This is a genomic window from Sphaerospermopsis sp. LEGE 00249 (assembly GCF_014299995.1).
GTDB classification, from domain to species: Bacteria; Cyanobacteriota; Cyanobacteriia; order Cyanobacteriales; family Nostocaceae; genus Sphaerospermopsis; species Sphaerospermopsis kisseleviana.
The window spans coordinates 1-22,512 of sequence record NZ_JACJUZ010000066.1; the positions used below are offsets into that span (position 1 = coordinate 1).

At 37.1% G+C, this 22,512-nt stretch carries 22 protein-coding genes; 11 read left to right on the top strand and 11 right to left on the bottom strand.

Annotated elements, in window-relative coordinates:
• Positions 1-490: 490 nt before the first annotated feature.
• Both H5968_RS19305 and H5968_RS19310 read right to left on the bottom strand, forming a co-directional pair.
• Complete coding sequence (locus H5968_RS19305) at positions 491-934, bottom strand: hypothetical protein (RefSeq protein ID WP_187041253.1); 444 nt, start codon at positions 932-934, stop codon at positions 491-493.
• Between the two features lie 76 nt (positions 935-1,010).
• Positions 1,011-1,703, bottom strand: a complete 693-nt coding sequence (locus H5968_RS19310; protein WP_096565653.1) for a hypothetical protein — start codon at positions 1,701-1,703, stop codon at positions 1,011-1,013.
• 699 nt (positions 1,704-2,402) lie between these two features.
• Here H5968_RS19310 and acs point away from each other — a divergent pair.
• The 4 genes from acs (at position 2,403) to H5968_RS19330 (ending at position 5,771) form a co-directional block, all read left to right on the top strand.
• Positions 2,403-4,373 (top strand): acetate--CoA ligase, encoded by a 1,971-nt coding sequence (acs, locus tag H5968_RS19315; protein WP_187041254.1) that lies wholly within the window; start codon positions 2,403-2,405, stop codon positions 4,371-4,373.
• Positions 4,374-4,502: 129 nt separating this feature from the next.
• Complete coding sequence (locus H5968_RS19320; protein ID WP_096565657.1) at positions 4,503-4,997, top strand: DUF4365 domain-containing protein; 495 nt, start codon at positions 4,503-4,505, stop codon at positions 4,995-4,997.
• A gap of 4 nt (positions 4,998-5,001) precedes the next feature.
• Positions 5,002-5,487: a DUF4365 domain-containing protein gene (locus tag H5968_RS19325; protein ID WP_187041255.1), complete on the top strand. Its 486-nt coding sequence runs from the start codon at positions 5,002-5,004 to the stop codon at positions 5,485-5,487.
• 26 nt (positions 5,488-5,513) lie between these two features.
• Entirely contained in the window at positions 5,514-5,771 is a 258-nt protein-coding gene (locus tag H5968_RS19330) for a Uma2 family endonuclease (RefSeq protein ID WP_187041256.1), read from the top strand.
• Between the two features lie 94 nt (positions 5,772-5,865).
• On the opposite strand, the gene H5968_RS19335 is transcribed toward H5968_RS19330, so the two are convergent.
• The 4 genes from H5968_RS19335 to H5968_RS26195 all read right to left on the bottom strand — a co-directional run bounded on the left by H5968_RS19335 (position 5,866) and on the right by H5968_RS26195 (position 8,283).
• Entirely contained in the window at positions 5,866-6,063 is a 198-nt protein-coding gene (locus tag H5968_RS19335; protein ID WP_187041257.1) for a hypothetical protein, read from the bottom strand.
• 295 nt (positions 6,064-6,358) lie between these two features.
• Positions 6,359-6,847, bottom strand: coding sequence for a DUF3368 domain-containing protein (locus H5968_RS19340; RefSeq protein WP_187041258.1), 489 nt, complete (start codon positions 6,845-6,847; stop codon positions 6,359-6,361).
• Positions 6,844-7,089: a UPF0175 family protein gene (locus H5968_RS19345; protein ID WP_096565667.1), complete on the bottom strand. Its 246-nt coding sequence runs from the start codon at positions 7,087-7,089 to the stop codon at positions 6,844-6,846. The genes H5968_RS19340 and H5968_RS19345 overlap by 4 nt, the downstream gene beginning before the upstream one ends.
• A 393-nt stretch (positions 7,090-7,482) precedes the next feature.
• On the bottom strand, positions 7,483-8,283 hold the full coding sequence (locus H5968_RS26195) for a GUN4 domain-containing protein (RefSeq protein ID WP_187041259.1): 801 nt from the start codon (positions 8,281-8,283) through the stop codon (positions 7,483-7,485).
• A 520-nt stretch (positions 8,284-8,803) separates the two neighbouring features.
• Here H5968_RS26195 and H5968_RS19355 point away from each other — a divergent pair.
• The 5 genes from H5968_RS19355 (at position 8,804) to H5968_RS19375 (ending at position 16,003) form a co-directional block, all read left to right on the top strand.
• Positions 8,804-9,583, top strand: coding sequence for a Uma2 family endonuclease (locus H5968_RS19355; RefSeq protein WP_187041260.1), 780 nt, complete (start codon positions 8,804-8,806; stop codon positions 9,581-9,583).
• A 420-nt stretch (positions 9,584-10,003) separates the two neighbouring features.
• A complete protein-coding gene (locus H5968_RS19360) occupies positions 10,004-11,179 on the top strand; it encodes a nucleotide kinase domain-containing protein (RefSeq protein WP_187041261.1) in 1,176 nt (391 codons plus the stop codon).
• Positions 11,180-11,224: 45 nt separating this feature from the next.
• Entirely contained in the window at positions 11,225-11,731 is a 507-nt protein-coding gene (locus H5968_RS19365; RefSeq protein WP_187041262.1) for a DUF1643 domain-containing protein, read from the top strand.
• Positions 11,732-11,830: 99 nt separating this feature from the next.
• Positions 11,831-12,718 carry a nucleoside triphosphate pyrophosphohydrolase family protein gene (locus H5968_RS19370; protein WP_187041263.1) on the top strand — a complete coding sequence of 296 codons (888 nt, stop codon included), beginning with the start codon at positions 11,831-11,833 and terminating at the stop codon, positions 12,716-12,718.
• Between the two features lie 474 nt (positions 12,719-13,192).
• Positions 13,193-16,003, top strand: a complete 2,811-nt coding sequence (locus tag H5968_RS19375; protein WP_187041264.1) for a cation-transporting P-type ATPase — start codon at positions 13,193-13,195, stop codon at positions 16,001-16,003.
• Between the two features lie 352 nt (positions 16,004-16,355).
• Here the strand turns inward: H5968_RS19375 and hrmK are convergent, their stop codons facing one another.
• Positions 16,356-18,206, bottom strand: coding sequence for a hybrid histidine kinase/response regulator HrmK (gene hrmK, locus H5968_RS19380; RefSeq protein WP_187041265.1), 1,851 nt, complete (start codon positions 18,204-18,206; stop codon positions 16,356-16,358).
• Between the two features lie 185 nt (positions 18,207-18,391).
• On the opposite strand from hrmK, the gene H5968_RS19385 reads away from it, so the two are divergent.
• Positions 18,392-19,258 (top strand): branched-chain amino acid ABC transporter permease, encoded by an 867-nt coding sequence (locus H5968_RS19385; protein ID WP_096565675.1) that lies wholly within the window; start codon positions 18,392-18,394, stop codon positions 19,256-19,258.
• Between the two features lie 192 nt (positions 19,259-19,450).
• Here the strand turns inward: H5968_RS19385 and psaX are convergent, their stop codons facing one another.
• From psaX to lipA, 3 genes are read right to left on the bottom strand one after another with little or no spacing between them, the layout of a single operon-like run.
• Complete coding sequence (gene psaX, locus H5968_RS19390) at positions 19,451-19,567, bottom strand: photosystem I protein PsaX (protein WP_096565677.1); 117 nt, start codon at positions 19,565-19,567, stop codon at positions 19,451-19,453.
• Entirely contained in the window at positions 19,564-19,704 is a 141-nt protein-coding gene (locus H5968_RS19395) for a hypothetical protein (RefSeq protein ID WP_187041266.1), read from the bottom strand. The genes psaX and H5968_RS19395 overlap by 4 nt, the downstream gene beginning before the upstream one ends.
• 44 nt (positions 19,705-19,748) lie before the next feature.
• Positions 19,749-20,645: a lipoyl synthase gene (gene lipA / locus H5968_RS19400; protein WP_187041267.1), complete on the bottom strand. Its 897-nt coding sequence runs from the start codon at positions 20,643-20,645 to the stop codon at positions 19,749-19,751.
• A 274-nt stretch (positions 20,646-20,919) separates the two neighbouring features.
• Here lipA and H5968_RS19405 point away from each other — a divergent pair, with 274 nt between their 5' ends.
• Entirely contained in the window at positions 20,920-21,492 is a 573-nt protein-coding gene (locus tag H5968_RS19405) for a response regulator (RefSeq protein WP_187041268.1), read from the top strand.
• A gap of 537 nt (positions 21,493-22,029) precedes the next feature.
• On the opposite strand, the gene grxD is transcribed toward H5968_RS19405, so the two are convergent.
• Positions 22,030-22,353, bottom strand: a complete 324-nt coding sequence (gene grxD, locus H5968_RS19410) for a Grx4 family monothiol glutaredoxin (RefSeq protein WP_096572563.1) — start codon at positions 22,351-22,353, stop codon at positions 22,030-22,032.
• Positions 22,354-22,512 lie beyond the last annotated feature (159 nt).

Genomic DNA, 22,512 nt, shown 5'->3' on the forward strand with positions numbered 1-22,512 from the left:
GGGCGAAGCATTTGCGATATCTAGATGTCTGATTTTTCCGTTACATTATCGCCCAAATGCTTCGCCCCTACGGTTAAAATATGTTCTGGGAAAATGACAATCTCCAGAAAAGATATTATGGAACTTATTTATGGGGGCAGGGCGAAGCATTTGCGATATCTAGATGTCTGATTTTTCCGTTACATTATCGCCCAAATGCTTCGCCCCTACGGTTAAAATATGTTCTGGGAAAATGACAATCTCCAGAAAAGATATTATGGAACTTATTTATGGGGGCAGGGCGAAGCATTTGCGATATCTAGATGTCTGATTTTTCCGTTACATTATCGCCCAAATGCTTCGCCCCTACGATTAAAATATGTTCTGGGAAAATGACAATCTCCAGAAAAGATATTATGGAACTTATTTATGGGGGCAGGGCGAAGCATTTGCGATATCTAGATGTCTGATTTTTCCGTTACATTATCGCCCAAATGCTTCGCCCCTACGGTTAAAATATGTTCTGGGAAAATGACAGCAACTTATCCAGCAAACTATTTGCTAAATCCAGTAAATCAAGATCACAAATATGAAGATAACGCGCTAGAATATCGCTAATAGCTAATATTTTTTGATCTTCCCTAGAAATCCGCACACATTCTTCTAAATCTACAGCTAAATCAAACAGTGGCCTATCTCGTAAACGATACCTAATTTTTACTGCTATATCATCATTACTTACTAAAAATTCTTTAATAGTATCTAATAAAGAATGATTCAATATTTCATCATCATCCCATGTTTCTAACCAATCTCCATCGGCATCTTCAACATAAAGATGTACATAATTTACTCCATATTCTAACCAGTCTTGTTGCATTCTGCGGGCTGCTGCTAAAATTTCAGCAAATTCATCTACTTGAGTAATGCTGTTCATTTCTTTTTGGTTAAGCATAAATGCTGATAAATGCTGTCGTAAACAGGTAACGATTTAGGCAAGGACTCAGGTGTTCAATATCAACAATTGGATATCAGGAAAAGTTGACATACTTTCCTTGGGACAGATGATCACTGTTGTACAGCGCCACATTTACTAACTGGTTGATAAAATCATTTTCGCCAGGATTGTAACTTAAAAACAATCCTCGCTCTATTTCCCACATTTGCAGGGCATTTTGCCACTTTTCATATTTTTGACCATGAAATTCTTTACTAACACTGGTGATTTGAATACAAAGTGGTTTGTGTTGATGATTACTAACGATTAAATCTGTCGCCATAGAAAGGTCAGCAATATAACGCTGCCAAACATTCCCTTCACGACGCACAATATCTTGGGCTATTGATTTAATCATATCATCATCCAACTGATTAAACTCCCCTGCCATCATTTTTTTCTTCCAAATATAAAATTTGGCATCTGTTGAGTTGATCCACTTAGGAAATAAATAACCATACCAATACCTTTCATTGGCTGTCATTTGCTCAAATTTTGCTTGTCTGGCTGCTTCGGAAGGTAATGATTTAATTAGTAGCCAAATTGTAGAGTCTGTAATTACCTCTAGGAGAAACGCAAGCACATAAGGTTTAGCAGTCAGGGAACCAGGGCGAGTATATTTAACCCAACGATTGATCTCATTTAATCTTTTGGCTAACTGAGGATCTATTGTTGCGGCTCTCTCGCTTAATAACTTTAGTTTATCCTTTATTTCTTTTGCTTGCAAACTACGCCCTACTTTTGAGTCACTAAATTAAATAAACATTTTGTTTTCAATTTATACCTGGGAACAGATGTATATGATTCATGTTTTGGTGTATTTGGTGTTAAAGTTTGGTTTTTGGTAAAGTTTTGGTAAAGTTTTGGTAAAGTTTTGGTAAAGTTTTGGTAAAGTTTACTTAATTAAAGAAAGATTGTATTGACATTTTTGGACAAAGGTTGTATTCGCCAAAATTTGAGGATTTCACAACTGCCACAGTAGTTAGTATACTATCTTTTGGTTTCAGTCTCTACCACTCTGGTTGTTTATTTTCTGCAACTGGGGATACACTTTTTTATTTGCTGATACTTTTCTATCTTATCCTGTTTCCCGGTACAAGATGTACTGTTTTTCTTTCCCTCAATCATACTTAATATTTTCTTTAGGTTTTATCTGCTCAGTGGCTTATTTTTGCTTATTTATGACTTTTGTCAACTGGGTTACTGGGATCTCTACTTCTAGTTCTGTCTAAAATGTAGAAATTATATGATAACGAACCGCAAAGGACGCAAAGTACACAAAGAAGGAATAAAATGGGATATCACACAATTTGATAATTCTGTGATAGACAGTTGGATTCATCTAGCTTAATGAAAATCTAAATAATATTTGCCAAAACTTTGCTAACAATAGTTTTCAGTCACAATACTGTTTACATAATTCATCATGTCTCAACCGACGATAGAATCTATCCTACAGGAAAAGCGTCTGTTTCATCCAGCTAGTGATTTTTCCCAAAAAGCTCAAATCAAAAGTTTGGAAGATTATCAGCGTCTTTATGATACTGCAAAAGCTGACCCTGAGAAATTTTGGGCAGATTTAGCGGAAAATGAGTTACATTGGTTTGAAAAATGGGATTCTGTGTTAGATTGGCAACCTCCTTTTGCGAAGTGGTTTGTCAATGGCAAGATTAATATTTCTTATAACTGTCTTGATAGACATTTAACGACTTGGCGTAAAAACAAAGCGGCTTTGATTTGGGAAGGTGAACCGGGAGATTCTCGCACGCTAACTTATGCTCAGTTACATCGTGAAGTTTGTCAATTTGCTAATGTGCTGAAACAGTTGGGTGTGAACAAGGGCGATCGCGTGGGGATTTATATGCCCATGATACCGGAAGCTGCTATTGCTATGTTAGCCTGTGCGAGAATAGGCGCACCTCATAGCGTTGTTTTTGGGGGTTTTAGTGCGGAAGCTTTGCGCGATCGCTTAAATGATGCTCAAGCAAAAGTAGTAGTTACTGCTGATGGTGGTTGGCGTAAGGATGCAATTGTACCGCTTAAAGAACAGGTAGATAAAGCTTTAGCAGATAACGCCGCACCCAGTGTTACAGATGTCTTAGTTGTTAAACGCACTGGTCAAAAAGTTCACATTGAACCAGGTAGAGATCACTGGTGGCATGATTTACAACAAGGTGTATCCGCTGACTGTCCGGCTGAACCAATGGACAGCGAAGATATGTTATTTGTGCTTTATACCTCCGGTAGTACGGGTAAACCCAAGGGGGTAGTACACACTACAGGCGGTTATAACCTATACAGTCATATTACCACAAAATGGATTTTTGATTTACAGGACACAGATGTATATTGGTGTACTGCTGATGTCGGTTGGATTACGGGACATAGCTATATTGTTTATGGTCCTCTTTCCAATGGTGCAACTACTGTAATGTATGAAGGTGCGCCCCGTGCATCTAATCTTGGTTGTTTCTGGGATGTGATTGAAAAATACGGAGTAACGATTTTTTATACTGCTCCTACCGCTATCCGCGCCTTTATCAAAATGGGTGAACACCATCCTAAATCCCGCAATCTTTCATCCTTGCGGTTGTTGGGTACTGTCGGTGAACCTATCAACCCGGAAGCTTGGATATGGTATCATAAAGTGATTGGTGGTGAACGTTGCCCCATCGTTGATACTTGGTGGCAAACGGAAACTGGTGGTGTTATGATTACACCTTTACCCGGTGCAATTCCTACTAAACCCGGCTCCGCTACCCGTCCTTTCCCTGGTATTATTGCGGATATTGTGGATTTAGAAGGTAACACAGTTCCCGACAATGAAGGTGGTTATTTAGCTGTACGTCATCCTTGGCCGGGAATGATGCGGACTGTGTACGGTGATCCTGAGCGTTTCCGTCGCACTTATTGGGAACATATTCCGCCCAAAGATGGTAAATATACGTACTTTGCCGGTGATGGTGCAAGAAAGGATGAAGATGGCTATTTCTGGGTCATGGGTCGTGTGGATGACGTGCTAAATGTGTCTGGACACCGCTTAGGGACTATGGAAGTAGAATCTGCGTTAGTGTCTCATCCTGCGGTTGCTGAGGCTGCGGTGGTGGGTAAACCTGATGAGTTGAAGGGTGAAGAAGTTGTAGCTTTTGTGACTTTAGAGGGAACTTATCAACCCAGTGAGGAGTTGAGTAAGGAACTGAAAAAGCACGTTGTTCAGGAAATTGGTGCGATCGCTCGTCCTGGGGAAATTAAGTTTACTGATGCACTGCCAAAAACGCGATCGGGTAAAATTATGCGTCGGTTGTTGCGGAATTTGGCTGCGGGTCAGGAGGTATCGGGGGATACTTCGACTCTTGAGGATCGCAGTGTTTTGGATAAGTTGCGGGAAGGTGCTTAGTTTGAATTAAGCTCACGCAGAGACGCAGAGGCGCAGAGAGGTGAATTAATATGGGGTGGGCAATTTTGCTTACCCTATATTTTGGGAAGCAAATTATAACTGAATTAAGATAGGGATATATATAACATAATGAGGGATGCACTCGGACAAAGAGGTGAGAGGATATTTGAAGTTTTAATCACTAAATTTCACTCTGATGATGGTCCCATTTTTAAGCCTCAGTTTTTAGGAGATAAATGGCAGTATGTTGATTTTATTGTTGAGTTAGTAGGTGCTGGTTGTTATATTCCTTATTTTTTTGTCCAAGTCAAAACTACCAGACAAGGTTATACTAAGAAAGATAAACGTTTAAAGGTGCAAGTAAAAAAGGAATCTGTACTTGGTATAGCATCTTATCCAGCACCAACTTATATAGTTGGAATTGATGAAGTTCAAGAAGTCGGTTATTTAGTTTCTGCTAATGGTGAAAATTTAACATCTCTCTCAAGTTTATCTACTAATTTTCCTATTAATAAACAGAATAGAGAAATCCTTTGGAATGAGGTCAATAATTTTTGGCAACCGTACACACAGAATATACAGAAAATTTTAAGTTCCCAATTTACTGATCAACAATGGAGATAAAACAATGCAAACAGAACAACCTTGGTATATTGGTTTCCGTTCAGAAGCTTTAGCTGTTGTTTACTTGACTCGTCGTGATGATTTGATTGTTTCTCAACAACAAAAAGACACAGGATTAGATTTATTAGTAACCATCACCCAAGATGGTAAGTCTAGCGGTAGAATGTTTGGGGTAGAAGTGAAAGCAACAGCTTCTAGTTCTAATTTGATTCAGCATGATAGTATTTTTAAGCTAAAAAATAAAAGATATAACAATTTGAATGTCTTGAGAGATTTACCATTTCCAGTTTGCTTATTTTTCTTTACATTAGATAATGATAAAGGTTACTATAAATGGATTTTAGAACCTATCATCAAAGATCATAATAATGTGGCTTTGAAAATTAATGAAAATGAGGAATTTAAAAACCTGAATGATGAGAAAATAGATGATATTATTGCGATGGTTAATAATTGGTATGACCATAAAAGTAATTTAGTAGAAGTATAGTATTCATGTTTTTGGCATATAATATCATGACTCTTACAAAGGAAACACAATACTACTCACTCACAGAATATCTAGAATTTGAAATAAATTCAGAAATACGTCACGAATATATAGATGGCTTAATTATACCAAGGACTGGTGGAACAATAAATCATAATAAAATTACTGGCAATTTTTACGCTGTAGTTGAAAAACAAAAACGAGAACAACTTGTAGAAAAATTACGCTCCCTTTCTCCTGAACAACTTAACGCTTTAGGAATTAGTCTGGAAATGTTAGAATAAACACTAATTTTTTACTAATTTTTTAAAATATTCCTAAAAAATGTCAGAATTAGGATATCCTGATTCTGACCATCATTATTAAAATGTCCCTTTATTAAAAGGCCCCTTTAAATGCTGCATAACTCAAGGTAATAATAATTGGTAAAATAATAGGAATAATAATGATTAATCCCATTTTACTAATCCTAATTTCTTGACCATCAGATTTAAACAGTGCAATTACAGCAGCAGTGGCCATGAAAATCCAAATAAATCCAAAGACGATAAAGATGGTAAATGCTGAGTTATTCATACATTATATATTTCATTTGTGGTGTACTAATATTTTAATTTGTCAGAATCAGGATGTCCGGGATTTGAGGATTTACAGGATGTTATTGAATGATTGTTTTTTGGAAGTTAGGTGTTTTTCAGGATGTTTTTGAATGATTGTTTTTGAATAATTTAAACCATCCAAAAATTACTATCCTGTTCATCCTTTAATCCTGGTTATCCTGATTCAGACAATAAAAATGGTGCGTTACTTCGTGTAAATTGATTGGTGTATTTTATGATCTTTTTGCATTCCTAACGCACCCTACAAACTACTAATTTTCATTAGCTTCTATCAAAATAGTATAATAGAGTTGATCACCAATTCTAAAAGCTGTGTGAGAAATTAACTTATCCATCAAAGATTTAACATTATTAATTAATCCTCTTTTTTTAGCAATCAACAATATACCTAATACTCCAGTCAAAGACAATCCTAATTTTATCGCTTCCTGTCTTTCTAATCTTTCATCTATTAACAACTTATTAGCATTTAATTCTATTGCTAATACAATTGCTTCAGATTCTCCCCTATCTAAATTTCGCTGTAAATCTTTTACTAATTGATAATTAATAACAGGTTTATTCTTGAGAAAATTAGCATTTTTTATAGCATTATTAACTTTTTCTCCTGCTCTAATATCTGTTAATTCATCATATACTGCTTGAGGAATAATAACTTCACTATAAATTTCTTGCAGTAAAAATAGGTGATCAATTTTAGCTAAATTGCTAATTGGTGATGTGTTACTAACAATAATCATAACCAACCTGTTTCTTGAAGAGTTTTCATATCTTCTTGAAATTCTGCAACATCATAATGAAGGGAAATATTACGTTGAGCTAGTAATTCCTGAAATTCTACATAATTCATTTCAGCTATTTTACTAGCTTTACCTAAACTAACTTTTTCTTTTTCAAATAACATCACTGCAATTTCTATTAATAATTCTTTTGATGTCATTCCTGTAGAATGGAGAATTTCATCAGAAATAGTTAAACTCATAAATTTATCTCCTCATGAAAATTGTGTTGAATTAATTATTTATCTTTACTTGATCAAGTCTTATAATATAATATCACAATTTTGGTACATTCTCAAATCTTAATTAAACCTTGCATTTCTCAGAATCAGGATGTCCAGGATTTAAGGATTTGCAGGATGTGATTGAATGATTGTTTGTGAGGATGTTGGGTATTTTATTGGTCTGAATCAGGATGTCCAGGATTTGAGGATTTTCAGGATGTGATTGAATGATTGTTTGTGAGGATGTTGGGTATTTTCAGGATGTTTTTTGATAATTTTATTTAAATGATTATAAACCATCTAAAAATTACCATCCTGTACATCCTTTAATCCTGGTTATCCTGATTCTGACTTAATAATTTTCTGAAAGCTTTAAATGTTACAGTTTACAAGTCTCGACGCGAGATAAAAGAACCCAAAACCCGACCATCCTAATAACTTACGTGACCCCCAACCTAAAGTATACACACAAGGTAAAAGGTGAGGGAGGTGGCCAATTGGTGCTTTTATATCAAAAGTAGTATCTCTGTAATACAAAAATCTTCCTCCTTTTCTCCATCCTACCTTCTCCCCGAACTTCTCCCAGATTTCTTGGTTATATTCTCTCGTTCCATCCAAACCTTGATAAATCCGTTTTTGCACAGAAAACCCAAAATTACCATTACTGTATTTTACCCACAACTGGTCAATGGTGCGGAGGTCTGCACAGGAAAAATTATCAATACTTTTAGTATCTAACCAACCTTCTTTTTCCCGTTTCGCAACCGCTAACATTACCCATGCTGTTTCTTCATCCGCTTCTTTCCAGTTTCCAGCTTTGAGGTAGTCACGCAGTTTTCTGTAGTCCATTCCTACATCTGATTTTAATTGTGCATTATCGAATATTATTAATGCCTCTTTTACCTTTTCTTCTGTGCGAGGTTCTAACAAAGTATAAGCCGTATTTTGTACATATATAGACTCATCATTTAAAGCCTGAATAACTAAATCTAAACCACTTTCTCCATAATTCAAAGCCTGTTTAACTGAGACTATTCTTACTTGGGGGTTAGGATTACTCAATCCTAATTTTACTCCTTCAATGCCACCTAAAACTGCTGCAAACTCTGAGGTTTGATGTTGACTACCCAGTACAGCATCGTATTTTCCCGGTTGTTGTGAATGATTTGTCATTGGTATAGATTACCCTATTGATTCAGATAAAAAAAGACATCAAATCAAACCATCAATTTATCAATAACATCCTGTAAATCCTCAAATCCTGGATATCCTGATTCAGACAAAATTTAGATCCCCGACTTCTTTGATCTAATCATCCTGTATCAAAATCAATTATCCTAGAAGTCGGGGATCTTTGTGATACAAAATTTTACTATATATGCGCGGACAGATTTCCACTGATAACATAAATATAATGTAAATTTCGCGTCTTGTCAAGTCTTAAATTTTTGTCTGAATCAGGATGTCCAGGATGATAGGATTAACAGGATGTTGCTGAATGATTGTTTGTGAGGATGTTGGGATTTTGAGGATGTTGTTTGATGATTGCCTTTAAATGTTATAAACAATCTAAAAATTACCATCCTGTAAATCCTTTAATCCTGGATATCCTGATTCAGACAAATACAACTTTCATCACCAACAAACCATTTAAAAATTACCATAAAATATAAATACAATCTTGGTTATGCCTATGACTTCTTTCACAGTATTGACATTACCAGACCACACCCAGTTACCAGACTCAGATGGTACTTTCGTGTTAGCGAAGCGTACCGTAGGTCAAAATCTTCAGGAACATCCCCAAAGTATATTAATTACAGACTCTATTAAACCTATTCTCGAAAAACTGCATCCTGATGGTCAATATTGTATCGGTCAAGATTCTGGGATATATTGGCGTTTAACTGATCCACCAGAAAAAGGTGCAGAAGCACCAGATTGGTTTTATGTACCCAATGTACCACCAACTTTAAACGGTAAAATGCGCCGTTCTTATGTGTTATGGAAAGAATATATTGCACCTTTAATAGTAATTGAATTTGTCTCCGGTGATGGTACAGAAGAACGAAATAAAACACCACCATCTCAAGGAAATGATGGAAAAGTTGGTAAATTTTGGGTTTATGAACAAGCTATCCGTGTTCCTTATTATGCCATTTATGAAGTAGCAAAGGCACAAGTCGAAGTTTATCATTTAGTGGATAATAATTATCAATTAATGACACCCAATGAACGGGGACATTATCCCATTAAACCTTTAGGGGTAGAGTTAGGAATTTGGCAAGGTTTATATCAAAATGCTGATTTACCTTGGTTGCGTTGGTGGGATGAATCAGGGAATTTATTGTTAACAGGTGAAGAACGTGCAGCAGTTGAAAAACAAAAGCGGGAAAAACTTGTGGAAAAATTACGTTCCCTTTCTCCTGAACAACTTAACACTTTAGGAATTGATCTGGAAATGCTAGAATAAATACTAATTTTTCAAAAAATTCCTAAAAAATGTCAGAATCAGGATGTCCAGGAGTTGAAGATTTACAGGATGTTGTTTGAAAGTCTCATGTTTTGATTTTTGATTGTCCATCTTTATCTGTGTTTATCTGTGTTTATCTGCGTTTATCTGCGTTTAATTATTCTTGATATTACTGAAGGTGCTTAGTTTGAAATAGTCTCGCGCAATCTCTCTTAATAAATCCCGTAGGGTAAGCGAAAATACGCAAAGTGTTTTTTAGTGTCTTTGCATAAAGTTAAGTTAAAAAATGATAGGTTGAGTTAAGCGGAAGCGCAACCCAAGGAAAAGTTTGATAATATTAATTTTGGGTTTAACTTCACTGTGTTATTCCATAATTGATGAAGGATTGATATTGATGACGATAAGCAAGGAGAATAGTTTATGCAAGTAAGACAAGAAATTTTTGATACCTATTGGCGATTTGCTGCTATGCGTCAGGAAGTATTTTTTAACAAACTTAAAAATGTTCCACCACCTTGGACGAGCGATCCTATTCTTAATACTTATAAATTTTGTAATGCTTATCGAGTAAGTGATCGGGTTTCTCAATATCTGATCAAAAATGTAATTTATGATGAAAATAGGAGCAAAAATGAAGAAGAAGTGTTATTCAGGATTTTGCTATTTAAAATTTTCAATAAAATAGAAACTTGGGAATATTTAGAAAGCAAAATAGGAAATTATATTACACTGTCTAATTTTGATTTAGACGTATATTCAAACATATTACAAGAAGCTATGGATCTTGGATATGTGATTTATACCAGTGCTTATATGTCTTGTGCTAGTAAAGAGTTTGGTTATGATAAAAAACACCAAAATCATTTGGCATTAATTGATAAAATGGTTTGCCAAGATAGGGTGATTAATCCTATAGTCAAAGCTAAAAATTTAGAAGAAATTTTCCATATTCTTGCATCTTATCCATTGTTAGGTAAGTTTATGGCTTACCAATTAGCGACAGATATTAATTATAGTGAAGTTATTAACTTTGATGAAAACAGTTTTACTATAGCAGGACCGGGCGCAGAACGAGGTATTAATAAATGTTTTATTGATACTCAAGGAAAAAGTTATGCTGATGTAATTTATTGGATGACCGAAAATCAAGAAAATGAATTTCAACGATTGGGATTAAATTTCCAATCGCTTTGGGGTCGTCCTCTACAAGCCATAGACTGTCAAAATCTTTTTTGTGAAACTGACAAATACTGTCGAGCCGCATTTCCTGATTTAAAAAGTAATCGTAAAAAGATCAAAGCAAAATTCACTGCAACTCCTCAGCCAATTGATTATTTTTATCCACCTAAATGGTGTATTAATGATCAAGTTCAGGAAACTTTAGCACAGAGATTACCACCATTAGAAATTCCTAATTTGCAAGATAATTCTCAGCAATTATCTTTAGAGTTAGATTCTTTGGTAAAAACGGCATCCGAAATATCAGATAATGTATCAAAATTGCATAAAAAATATACGCAAGAAACGCAGAATAAAAAATCAAAAGCTTTGAAAAATACAGAGTTGCAAAAATCTCAACAGTTGTGTCTTTTTTGATATATTCTACTATTTATAAATCAGGAGTAATTCAGGGTAACACACATGGAAATAAAAGGATATGCCGAGATTGATATTACTAAAAAGTATCGCTATTTATTAGGACGTAAATGGGATGAAACTTTGCCACAAGTTACCTTTATAATGCTTAACCCAAGTAAGGCTGATGAAAATGAAGGTGATCCCACACTGACTAGGTGTATTAACTTTACCCGGTCTTGGAAGAAATACGGTTCTCTTGAACTGGTTAATTTATTCGCTTATCGTGCTACAAAACCCTATGAACTTCGCCAAGTAGATGACCCTGTGGGACCGAAAAATAACTACTATATTGAATTAGCAACACAACGCGCTGACTTAATTATTTTAGCTTGGGGTAGTGGTGCAAATAAGCATACCAGAATTAAAAATCGTGATAAGGAAGTGCTAAGTCTAATTTCTCGTAAACAACCTATTTATTGTCTAGAGCTAACAAAGAAAGGATTTCCACATCATCCGAGAGGTCTTAGAAATAATCTAGAGCCAATTATTTTTCCCTATCAACAAAGCTAAATTTCAAATTTTCATGGTGACACTTTTTAAGTATTACTCAGATTTGTATTTTATCTCTATAAAAATCAACAACTATTTTGAAATAGGAGAAATTGCATCATGAATTTTTCTGAATATCAAACACAAGCATTGAATACAGATCAAATTCCTGCTGTTGAAGGTAGTGAATTAATCATACCGCTATTAGGGTTAGTTGGTGAAGTTGGTTCTTTGATGACAGAATATAAAAAACATTTACGCGATGGTGATGCACACAAATTATTTAAAGAAGGAATTGCAGAAGAATTGGGAGATATGCTTTGGTATATTTCCAATATAGCCAGTAAATTTAACCTAAATTTAGAAGAAATAGCAAACAATAATTTGAGAAAGTGTAATGACCGTTGGGGATGGAGAAATTCATCACCAATAGATGAGCCAAATACCATATACATTTTTGATAATGACTTCCCAGAAACTGAAAGATTGCCACGACAATTTGAAGTAGAAATTACAGAAGTCAGCAAAGATAATTCCGTGAAAATGAAAGCATTTATCAACCAGGAACAGATAGGAAATGATCTCACTGATAATTCTTATCAAAGTGATGGGTATCGCTTCCATGATGTTTTTCATTTTGCTTATGCTGCTATTTTAGGTTGGTCTGTAGTTACTCGTAGCATTCTAAAACGTAAGCGCAAAAGTAATCCTCTTATTGACGAAGTTGAAGACGGAGGTCGTGCAGTAGCTATTGAGGAAGGTATATCAGCACTTGTATTCAGCTATGCTAAAGATCACGGTTTTTTAGAAGGTGTTTCAACTTTAGATTATCAACTATTGAAGACTATTAAAAATATGACATCTCATTTAGAAGTTTCTCGTTGTTCATTGGGAGATTGGGAGAAGGCGATTTTCATGGGTTATGATGTTTGGAGACAAGTAGAGAAAAATCATGGGGGAAAGGTAGTTGTTGATCTTGATGCACGTTCGATTACTTATCAAATTTGAGTAAGCTAGACTCAAGCAATAAATCTATTTTCTTACCAGTGAAGCATCATAATTAATTGTCTGAATCAGGATGTCCAGGATGTTGTTTGAAATTATCGTGTTTTGATTTTCGATTGTCCATCTTTATCTGCGTTTATCTGCGTTCATCTGCGTTCAATTATTTTTGCTATTTTTAAACGAACCACAGAGACGCAGAGGACGCAGAGAAAAAATATCATTTATCTTTTTATTCATGCAATTAATTATGTTTAGAAGTCGGGAATCTTTGACCACAAACTAAAATCCTGTACATCCTTTAATCCTGTACTTCGACTTACTTCGACTGCGCCCTTCGACACCGCCCTGGACAGGCTCAGGACAGGCTCAGTACGAGTCGCTCAGTAACCAGATATCCTGATTCAGATAATACCTTTGACAGATGAACAGGTATAAACTCAGCATCTAAGATATCAAAGCCGGATTGATACCAAAAGTATGAATTCCAACTTTCATATTTGGACGCTGACACCTACAGATGTCTACAAGACACTAACAACAACTCCTCAAGGTATCAGCGAGGCAGAAGCAAATTTAAGATTAAAACAATTTGGTTATAATGAACTTCCTGAACCACAAACACGCCCTTTAATACTCCGTTTCACTGACCAATTAACCCATTTTATGGCGTTGCTGTTGTGGGTAGCGGGAATATTAGCTTTTATTTCCCAAACGCCGGAATTAGGTTGGGCAATTTGGGCAGTAATTTGGATTAATGCTATTTTTAGTTTTTGGCAGGAATATCAAGCGGAAAAAGCTTTATCAGCACTGAAAAAAATCTTACCTTCCCAAGCTAAAGTTTATCGTGATGGAAAATTATCTGTAATTGCTGCCCGTGAATTAGTTAGCGGCGATGTCATGCAGTTAGAAGAAGGTGATAAAATCTCCGCTGATGCCAGACTGATTGAAAGTCAATCTTTATATGTAGATGCTTCCGTACTTACAGGGGAATCTTTGCCTGTTCCCCGCATTAGCGAACCTGTCACCGCCGCAAATATCCATGCTTCGGAAGCGAGTAATTTAGTATTTGCAGGTTCTACGGTTGCTGCTGGTCGGGGACTGGCGGTAGTATATGCAACAGGGACACATACAGAATTTGGTCAAGTCGCCCATCTTACGGCAAATGTGAAGCGGGAAGCCAGCACTTTAGAGGTGCAGATTTCTAGGGTGGTTCACATCATTACTATCATTGCTTTGAGTATGGGGGTGGTGATATTTTTATTAACTAAGTTGCTGGTGGGAATGCAACTGAAAGAAAGTTTCATTTTTGCCATTGGTATTATTGTGGCGTTTGTTCCCGAAGGTTTACTACCTACTGTGAGTTTAGCATTGGCAATCGGTGTCAGACGCATGGCTACTAAGAATGCTTTGGTGCGGCGTTTGTCTGCGGTGGAAACTCTGAGTGCAACGACTGTTATTTGCACTGATAAAACTGGGACTTTGACTAAAAATGAAATGACTGTCCGCCAATTATGGATTCCTAATACTAATATCAATGTGACTGGGGTGGGTTATGAACCCAAGGGAGAAGTAGAAATTACCTCTAGTGAAAATCAGTCTCAGGTGCGGTTAATGTTGACTGGTGCGGCGCTTTGTTCTAATGCGCGGTTAAATCATCCCCCCAATTCCAATCAATGGCAAGCTGTGGGTGATCCTACGGAAGCGGCGTTATTGGTGGCGGCAATTAAGGCGGGTTTGCAGTTGGAGGAGTTGCAACAGCGATCGCCCAGGGTTCGGGAAATTCCTTTTGACTCTCACCGTCGGATGATGACGGTTTTGCTAGAAGGACATTTGCAGTTAGATAATGTTGAAAATTGCGAGTATGTGATTTTTACTAAGGGTGCAACCTTAGATGTGTTGCAACATTCGCGGTATTTATGGCATTCGGGGGAAAAGCTGGAATTAACGGAAACTCAGCGCGAGGGAGTTGTGGCGGCTAATGATCAATTGGCTAGTCAAGGTTATCGTGTTTTAGGGGTGGCGACAAGGCAAGGTGGGGGGGAATTAAATCAGCTAGATAATAATTTGTTAGAACAGGATTTGACTTTTTTGGGGTTGGTGGCGATGATTGATCCACCACGTCCAGAAGTTGCGGATGCGATCGCTCTTTGTCATCGTGCCGGCATTCAAGTTACTATGATTACAGGTGATTATGGTTTGACAGCAGCAGCGATCGCCCAACGTATTGGTTTAGCTAACGGTAAACCCAGAATTATCACCGGTGAACAATTAGGACATCTTTCTGATACGCAATTACGGCAAATCATCCACAAGCACAAAACCGGGTTAGTATTTGCCAGAGTCATACCAGAACAGAAACTCAGGTTAGTTGAAGCCTATAAAACCCTTGGTCATATCGTCGCTGTTACTGGTGATGGTGTCAACGATGCCCCCGCTTTACGTGCTGCAAATATCGGCATAGCGATGGGAATTAGTGGTACTGATGTTGCCCGTGAAGCTGCGGATATTGTTCTCATAGATGACAACTTTGCCACTATCGTCTCTGCAATTGAACAGGGTCGGGCGGTGTATCAAAACATCCGCAAGTTCATGACTTACATTCTCGCTTCCAACATGGCGGAGTTTTTACCTTTCCTAGCAATGGTGTTTCTGAAAATACCGCCAGCACTGGTAATTTTGCAGATATTAGCCATTGACTTAGGTACAGATATGTTACCTGCACTGGCATTAGGGGCAGAAAAACCGGAAACTGGTTCAATGGAGTTACCACCCCGGAAAAAATCCCAAGCACTGTTAGATTTACCTTTATTACTGCGTGCTTACTGCTTTTTAGGTCTGCTGGAAGGTTTAGCAGGGATGGCAGGATTTTTCTTTGTTTGGTGGACAAATGGTTATAACCTTCCCCAATTACAAGCACTTAGTCCTAGTATTTTATCACACTCAGCTAATGCCGCGACAATGGCGATTTATCACCAAGCTACAACTATGACTTTAGCCGTTATTGTCGCTTGTCAAGATGGTAACGTTTTTGCCTGTCGTTCCGAAAGATTTTCTATTTTGCGTTTGGGCTTTTTTACTAACCGTTTAATTTGGGCAGGAATTGCGGTGGAATGGATATTGATTCTATCAATTATTTATTCTCCTATTTTGCAAAATGTTTTCTCGACTGCACCTTTAAAACCATCTTATTTGTTGATGTTATTGTTTTGTCCACCGTTAATTTTAATAGCTGATGAATTGCGAAAAATAATTATTCACAGAGTCAACCATCAAGCTGAAATCTCATAGTTATCAATTGATAATTGATAATTGACAATGGAAAGTTACATCTTGCTCAAGGGTAGAGGATAGAAAGCAAGGAAAGGTTTTTAGTAAGTATTCAGCCTCCTGCCTTCTGCCTTCGTTAATTTTCTTGATCTTGAAAACTAGAGATTTACAACCCAATTAACCTCATTATCAGGGAGTATCCCAAATGTGTAAATTTATTTTTTAAATTTATTTTTATCTCACGAAATAAAATGCTCCAAGGCTGAATATGATTGAACCGCAAAGGGCGCAAAGGACACAAAGGTAAGAAAGTTGAGCCAGAGTTTTTGGTGTGGTTGCGTTGATTTTTGCAAAATTGGGATGCTCCCCATTATCAATTGTCAATTATCAATTGTCCATTGTTAAATCCTTGACAATATTTTGCTACCATACTACCTAAAACTTGTAAATCTATGGGTTTGGAAATATAATCATCAACACCAGCAGCTAAACAAGTTTCTTTATCTCCTTTCATAGCCATTGCTGTTTGGGCAATGATCGGAATATGCTGATATTGAGGATGTTTTCGCAGTTGTTCCACTAAACTCAAACCGTTGCTATCTGGTAAATTCACATCCATTAAAATTACTGCTGGTTGTATCTGTGGGAGAGTCATCCACATTTCCTGTGCATTCTTAACACAAGTTACTTGATAACTTAATCTACTTAAATAAATTCGCATTAATTCAGAATTGGCAAAATCATCTTCTAGTAACAAAATTTCTCTTGATGCACTGATGGGAATATGAGAAGAAAACTGAGAAGCAGAAGAATTACTCGTTAATTGACTTAATTCTAAATCTTTTTTTGCCTTGTCTTCTATTGCTTCCAAAACTTTTCCTGTGGGTTGAAGTGGTAAGATAATAGTAAAAGCAGAACCTTTATTTACTTCCGATTCTAACTCTAAAGAACCACCATGAATTTGAGCAAGTTGTTGTGTCACTACCAACCCTAAACCAGTACCTTCGTTGTTTCTAAAACCGGGGTTCATAATTTGGCTATAAGGACGAAATAGTAAAGATTGATATTCTTTGGAAATACCAATTCCAGTATCCCAAACTGTAAATCGTAAAGATGAATCTTGTGTAGCTACTCTTAAACCAACACTACCTGAATTGGTAAATTTGACTGCATTAAATAATAAATTCAAGAGCATTTGCTTCAGTCGCAAAGAATCAGCTAATAAAGTTGTTACATCATCGTTAATTTCTAAACGTAATTTCAAACCTTTATTAGCAGCTTTTTCTTTCACTAAAGCTAAAACATTGCTACATAATGATGGTACATCAATTACTTCCCATTGCACTTCTAGCTGGTTGGCTTCTATTTTGGAAAGATCCAAAATATCGTTAATTAAGTCTAGTAAATGTTTACCACTCGATTGAATAATGTGTAAATATTCTTGATGGCGTTGTCTGTCTGGTTCGTAACCTTGTGCTAAAAGTAGATGAGTAAATCCAATTATAGAACTTAAAGGTGTGCGGATTTCGTGACTGGTATTGGCGAGAAATTGATTTTTAAGTTGATTTGTGCGTTCTAATTCTTGATTATAATTGGCTAATTGTTGACATCTTTCTTGCCAAAATTGCATTTGCTTTAGTTGTGTTAAAGCTGTATGACAATGCTGAATTGTTCTTTTAATGAATTGCGATCGCAGGGGAGTTAAGAATGGTTTAATTGAAACACCATTCACGTTAGACTTTGATGTGGCAATAATTAGCCATGCCATCATACCGTTATCATCATCAACTAAACGCCAAGCACTGCCAGGTTTTTGTTTCTCCATTTGCTGCAAATCTTCCAGTCTGATGGTAGCGTTTAACCTCAAGTCCAGCTTTGTTCCAGGTTGGGATATTATTTCTATGATTGGTGTTCTCAGGGAGGGAGAACTAGAAACATAACAAATCTTACCCACTATTTCATCTGCTGGAAATTGAGCGATCGCCACCCAACGCGCATTTAAAGCTTTTTCCAGTTCGTTGACTACCGTTTGATAAATTTCTGCTTCTGTCTCTGTGGACTGCATCATATTAGCAACCAGCAGACAATCATTTAAACGACTCTGCAAATGATTTAATCTGTTTTGCAACCAAAAATTATCCCGCCGTTGCTGGATTGTGTGCAAAAGTTTTGATGTTCCATCGATCTGGGAGTTTTGTTCTGGTAAGTTTGAAGACTGCTGCATGGTTCACTAGACAGCCAAAGAAACTAACCTTGGCAGGAAATTATGAACTGGATTTTATGTATATTAACGGAGAAGTATCTTTTAATTGTAAATTATAACTGATAGTGTCTATTGTAACGCCTAATGCAACTGTTATTGAATCACATTACACATTTATTTTATTTTCTTCACAGAAACTTAAAACAATGGATACACAACTAGCTCAATTAATCATTAACGGCATTGCGGTGGGCAGTATTATTGCTCTAGGAGCAGTAGGACTAACGCTGACCTATGGAATTTTACGATTATCAAACTTTGCTCATGGTGATTTTCTTACCTTGGGAGCTTATTTGACTTTGGTAGCCAATGCCTTGGGTGTAAACATTTGGCTATCAATGATTTTAGCAGCATCGGGAACAGTCGCAGTAATGTTACTGACAGAAAAATTGCTGTGGTCAAAAATGCGGTCAGTTCGTGCTACTTCCACCACACTGATCATCATTTCTATCGGACTGGCCTTATTTCTCCGCAACGGCATTATTTTTATTTGGGGTGGTAAAAACCAAAACTATAATCTCCCTGTCATCCCTGCTTTAGAATTTGGGGAATTACGGATACCGCAAAATCAATTATTGGTACTAGGGTTAGCTGTGCTGGCGATTTTGTTTCTTCACTACATATTACAAAACACTAAAATCGGTAAAGCCATGCGAGCAGTGGCAGATGATTTAGACTTAGCTAGAGTATCTGGTATTAACGTTGATAGAGTAATTCTTTGGACTTGGATAATTGCAGGTACTTTTACTTCTTTAGGCGGTAGTATGTACGGTTTGATTACCGCTGTACGTCCGAATATGGGCTGGTTTCTGATTTTGCCCTTGTTTGCCTCTGTGATTTTGGGTGGTATTGGCAACCCCTACGGTGCGATCGCTGCTGCTTTTATCATTGGTATTGTTCAGGAAGTCAGCATCCCTTGGCTAGGTTCTCAGTATAAACAAGGTGTAGCTCTCTTAATCATGATTTTGGTGCTGCTCATCCGTCCCAAAGGTTTATTTAAAGGCACAATCTAATACCATTTTAGATTGTGGATTTTGGATTCTGGATTGTGAAAGTCTTGATATATCAACATTTGATCTTTTAATTGTTCAAATTCATCTTTCCAATTAGTATAAAAAATCAGCCTTCAGCCGTCAGTATTTAGCATCAACCTAATGGCAAGAAAGTTGATCGCTAAATACTAAATGCTGAAAGCTGATAGCTAATTATTCAATGATCTGAAAATAATAAGCTGCCACCAAGAAGTTGATCGCCAACAGTAGCAACGCCCAACTGGCACGGAAAACGTAAGAAGGTTTAGCAGCTTTTCCTTTGGAAGTCATAAATTTGGTTCTCCTGATTTAATCACTTTTCCACAAATAGCAAACATAAGCGCCAATTTTCCAGAAACTTTAAAAATATTTGTGTGGGGACTGGGGACTGGTGACTGGGGACTGGTGACTGGGGACTGGGTAATCAATTTTATGTTTTACCAATCACCAATTACCAATCACCAATTACCAATTACCAGTCACCAGCATGATAAGAACTCCGCACCAGAGGACCAGAACGAACATGACTAAAGCCCATGTCCTGGGCTATTTTCCCCAGTTCATCAAATTCTGCTGGTGTCCAATATTTTTGTACTGGGAGATGTTCCAAAGAAGGGCGCATGTATTGACCGAGTGTGATGCGATCGCAACCCACAGCCCGCAGATCCGCCATTGTTTCAATTATTTCTTCCTGAGTTTCCCCATGTCCCAACATTAAACCGGACTTAGTGGGTATACTGGCATCAATTTCTTTCACTGTTGCTAACACTGCCAAAGAGCGATCGTATTTTGCACCTCGTCGCACCGGACCTGTTAACCTGCGAACCGTCTCCACATTATGGTTATAACAAGCCGGTTGAGCATTCACAATCATAGCTATCCTGTGCTTTTGACCAGTTTCACCCACACCCGCACCACCCCAAAAATCTGGTGTGAGAACCTCAATTTGCGTTGCTGGGTTCATTTGGCGAATTGTTGCCATAGTCTTGACAAAATGACCCGCACCCCCATCAGCTAAATCATCACGGGCAACAGCAGTCAGTACCACATAGCTCAATCCTAACAAATGTACGGATTCTGCTACCTTTTGCGGTTCTTCCTCGTCTACGGGCATTGGTGCGTGACCTTTATCTACTTGACAAAAAGCACAAGACCTAGTGCAAGTCGGACCCATGAGTAAAAAAGTTGCTGTTTTTTGGGCGTAGCATTCCCCCCGGTTGGGACAGCGGCCTTCTTCACAAATAGTATGAATTTGACGCTGCTTAATAATACGTTGTACCGTGGAAATTTCACTAGCTTTACCAATAGAACGGCGTAACCAGCTAGGCATGGCAGCAATTTCTGATTTGAGTTCTTGTGCAGAATTCATATAATCTGTTGATGAACTTGAGAATATAAAAAATCACTGGGAAATACTGTAATATGATACCTATAAAAGTAAAGCTACCAATAGCTTACAAACCATTGTTTACAAGGCAAGCAGCAATTTGAAAATTTACTTCCGATTTCCTTACAGCTTTGGCAATTATATGGAAATATACTCTCCCCCAATTTACGCAAATCTTATATATAGTGGGAGAATTCTTAATGTCAGTCGGCGCATCAGCCATATAAACTTATAGTCTCTGGTAGAGTAATCAGTCGTGGCCAACAAAATTCTAGTTATCGATGACACTACAGTTGTCAGAGTAAAAGTCCGTGAAATGTTGCCTCCAGGCAATTTTGAGGTATTAGAAGCAAAAGACGGTTTAGAAGGATATAATCTCATCCTTAACACAAAAGTCAGCTTGATCATGTTGGATTTTATTTTACCGAAAATGAGTGGCTGGGAAGTTTTCCAAAAAATTCAAGCCAACCCAGAATTAAAGAAAATTCCTTTAGTGATCATGTCTGGCCGTAAGGAAGAGGTGACAGACAAAATTACCGAACCATTTGAATATTTTGAATTTCTCAACAAACCTTTTGACAATAGACAGCTGATTACTGCGATTAAATCAGCTATGGCAAAAGCAGCTAAAAAAGCCCGTACAGATGCTGTTACTCCAACAGCTACTGCAACAGCAGCATTAGGAGCTACTAAAGCTGGTACAGAAGGAGCTTCTGCCGCAGAAATTCAAGCTCTGAATGCTAAAATTGCCAAGATGCAAGCAGAAATTGATAATTTAAAGAAACAGCTAACTCAGGTGGTGACATTTATTAAGCAGAAAATTAAATAGGGTTTGCTGAAAAAGTCTCTTCGTTAAGGCAGGGAATAGGGAATAGGGAATAGGCAAGAGTTTGGGTGATCTGTTAGTAACCAATTCTTTGAAATTTCACCCGGAAAATGCACGCTTTTAGGAGTATACCCCTGAAAAATCCTGCACTGATTTCCTGATTTTCTACCTGAAACCCTTGATTTATCAAGGTTTTGAGTTTATTCAGCAAGCCCTAAATAAGTCTTCTTGGCTCTCACGAATGTTAAGAAAGATCCCGGTAATGGATAGCGAACCTCACAAGGGTAGGTTTTTAATATTATCTGTGAAGGGAAGACCTGGAAGACACGGAGGGAAAGTAGACAAGGAAGATTTGATACGCACAATGGTATTTTGACGGACTGTTCTGGTGACCAAGAGAATCTGATTTTGTACGGTTTTCCTCCCTTGTCCACTGTCCTTCCAAGTCGTCCTTGTCTTGCCCTCACGACAATGTAAAATACCGACCCTTGTGAGATATACCTATCTCCCCATCTATCTTCCCAGTCCACAGTCCCCAATTTATGAAGCTAGTGCTACTTCTACTTTTTCCTGTAATTCACCTTTTTGATACATTTCATACAAAATATCAGAACCGCCTAAAAATTCACCATTAATGTAAATTTGGGGAATTGTTGGCCACTCAGAATATTCTTTAATGCCTTGACGGACTTCATAATCAGAAAGCACATCAAAAGTCTCAAAGGGAACGCCCAAAGCATTGAAAATCTGCACCGCATTGTTAGAAAAACCACATTGGGGCATTAATTTAGTTCCCTTCATGAAAACCATAATTTTATTGTTCTTGATCAAGTTATCAATTTTTTCTTTAACTTCTGGTGTCATTGTTGTTAGTTCCTTTTTGCGGAGATTCAAAATTCCAAGGTTCATTCAATTTTAGATTGATTTATTAGATTGATTTATTAGATTGATTTATAGATTTTGATGAGATTGCAATTTTTTCACTGTCATGTAATTTATTCAATCCAAAATCCAAAATCCAAA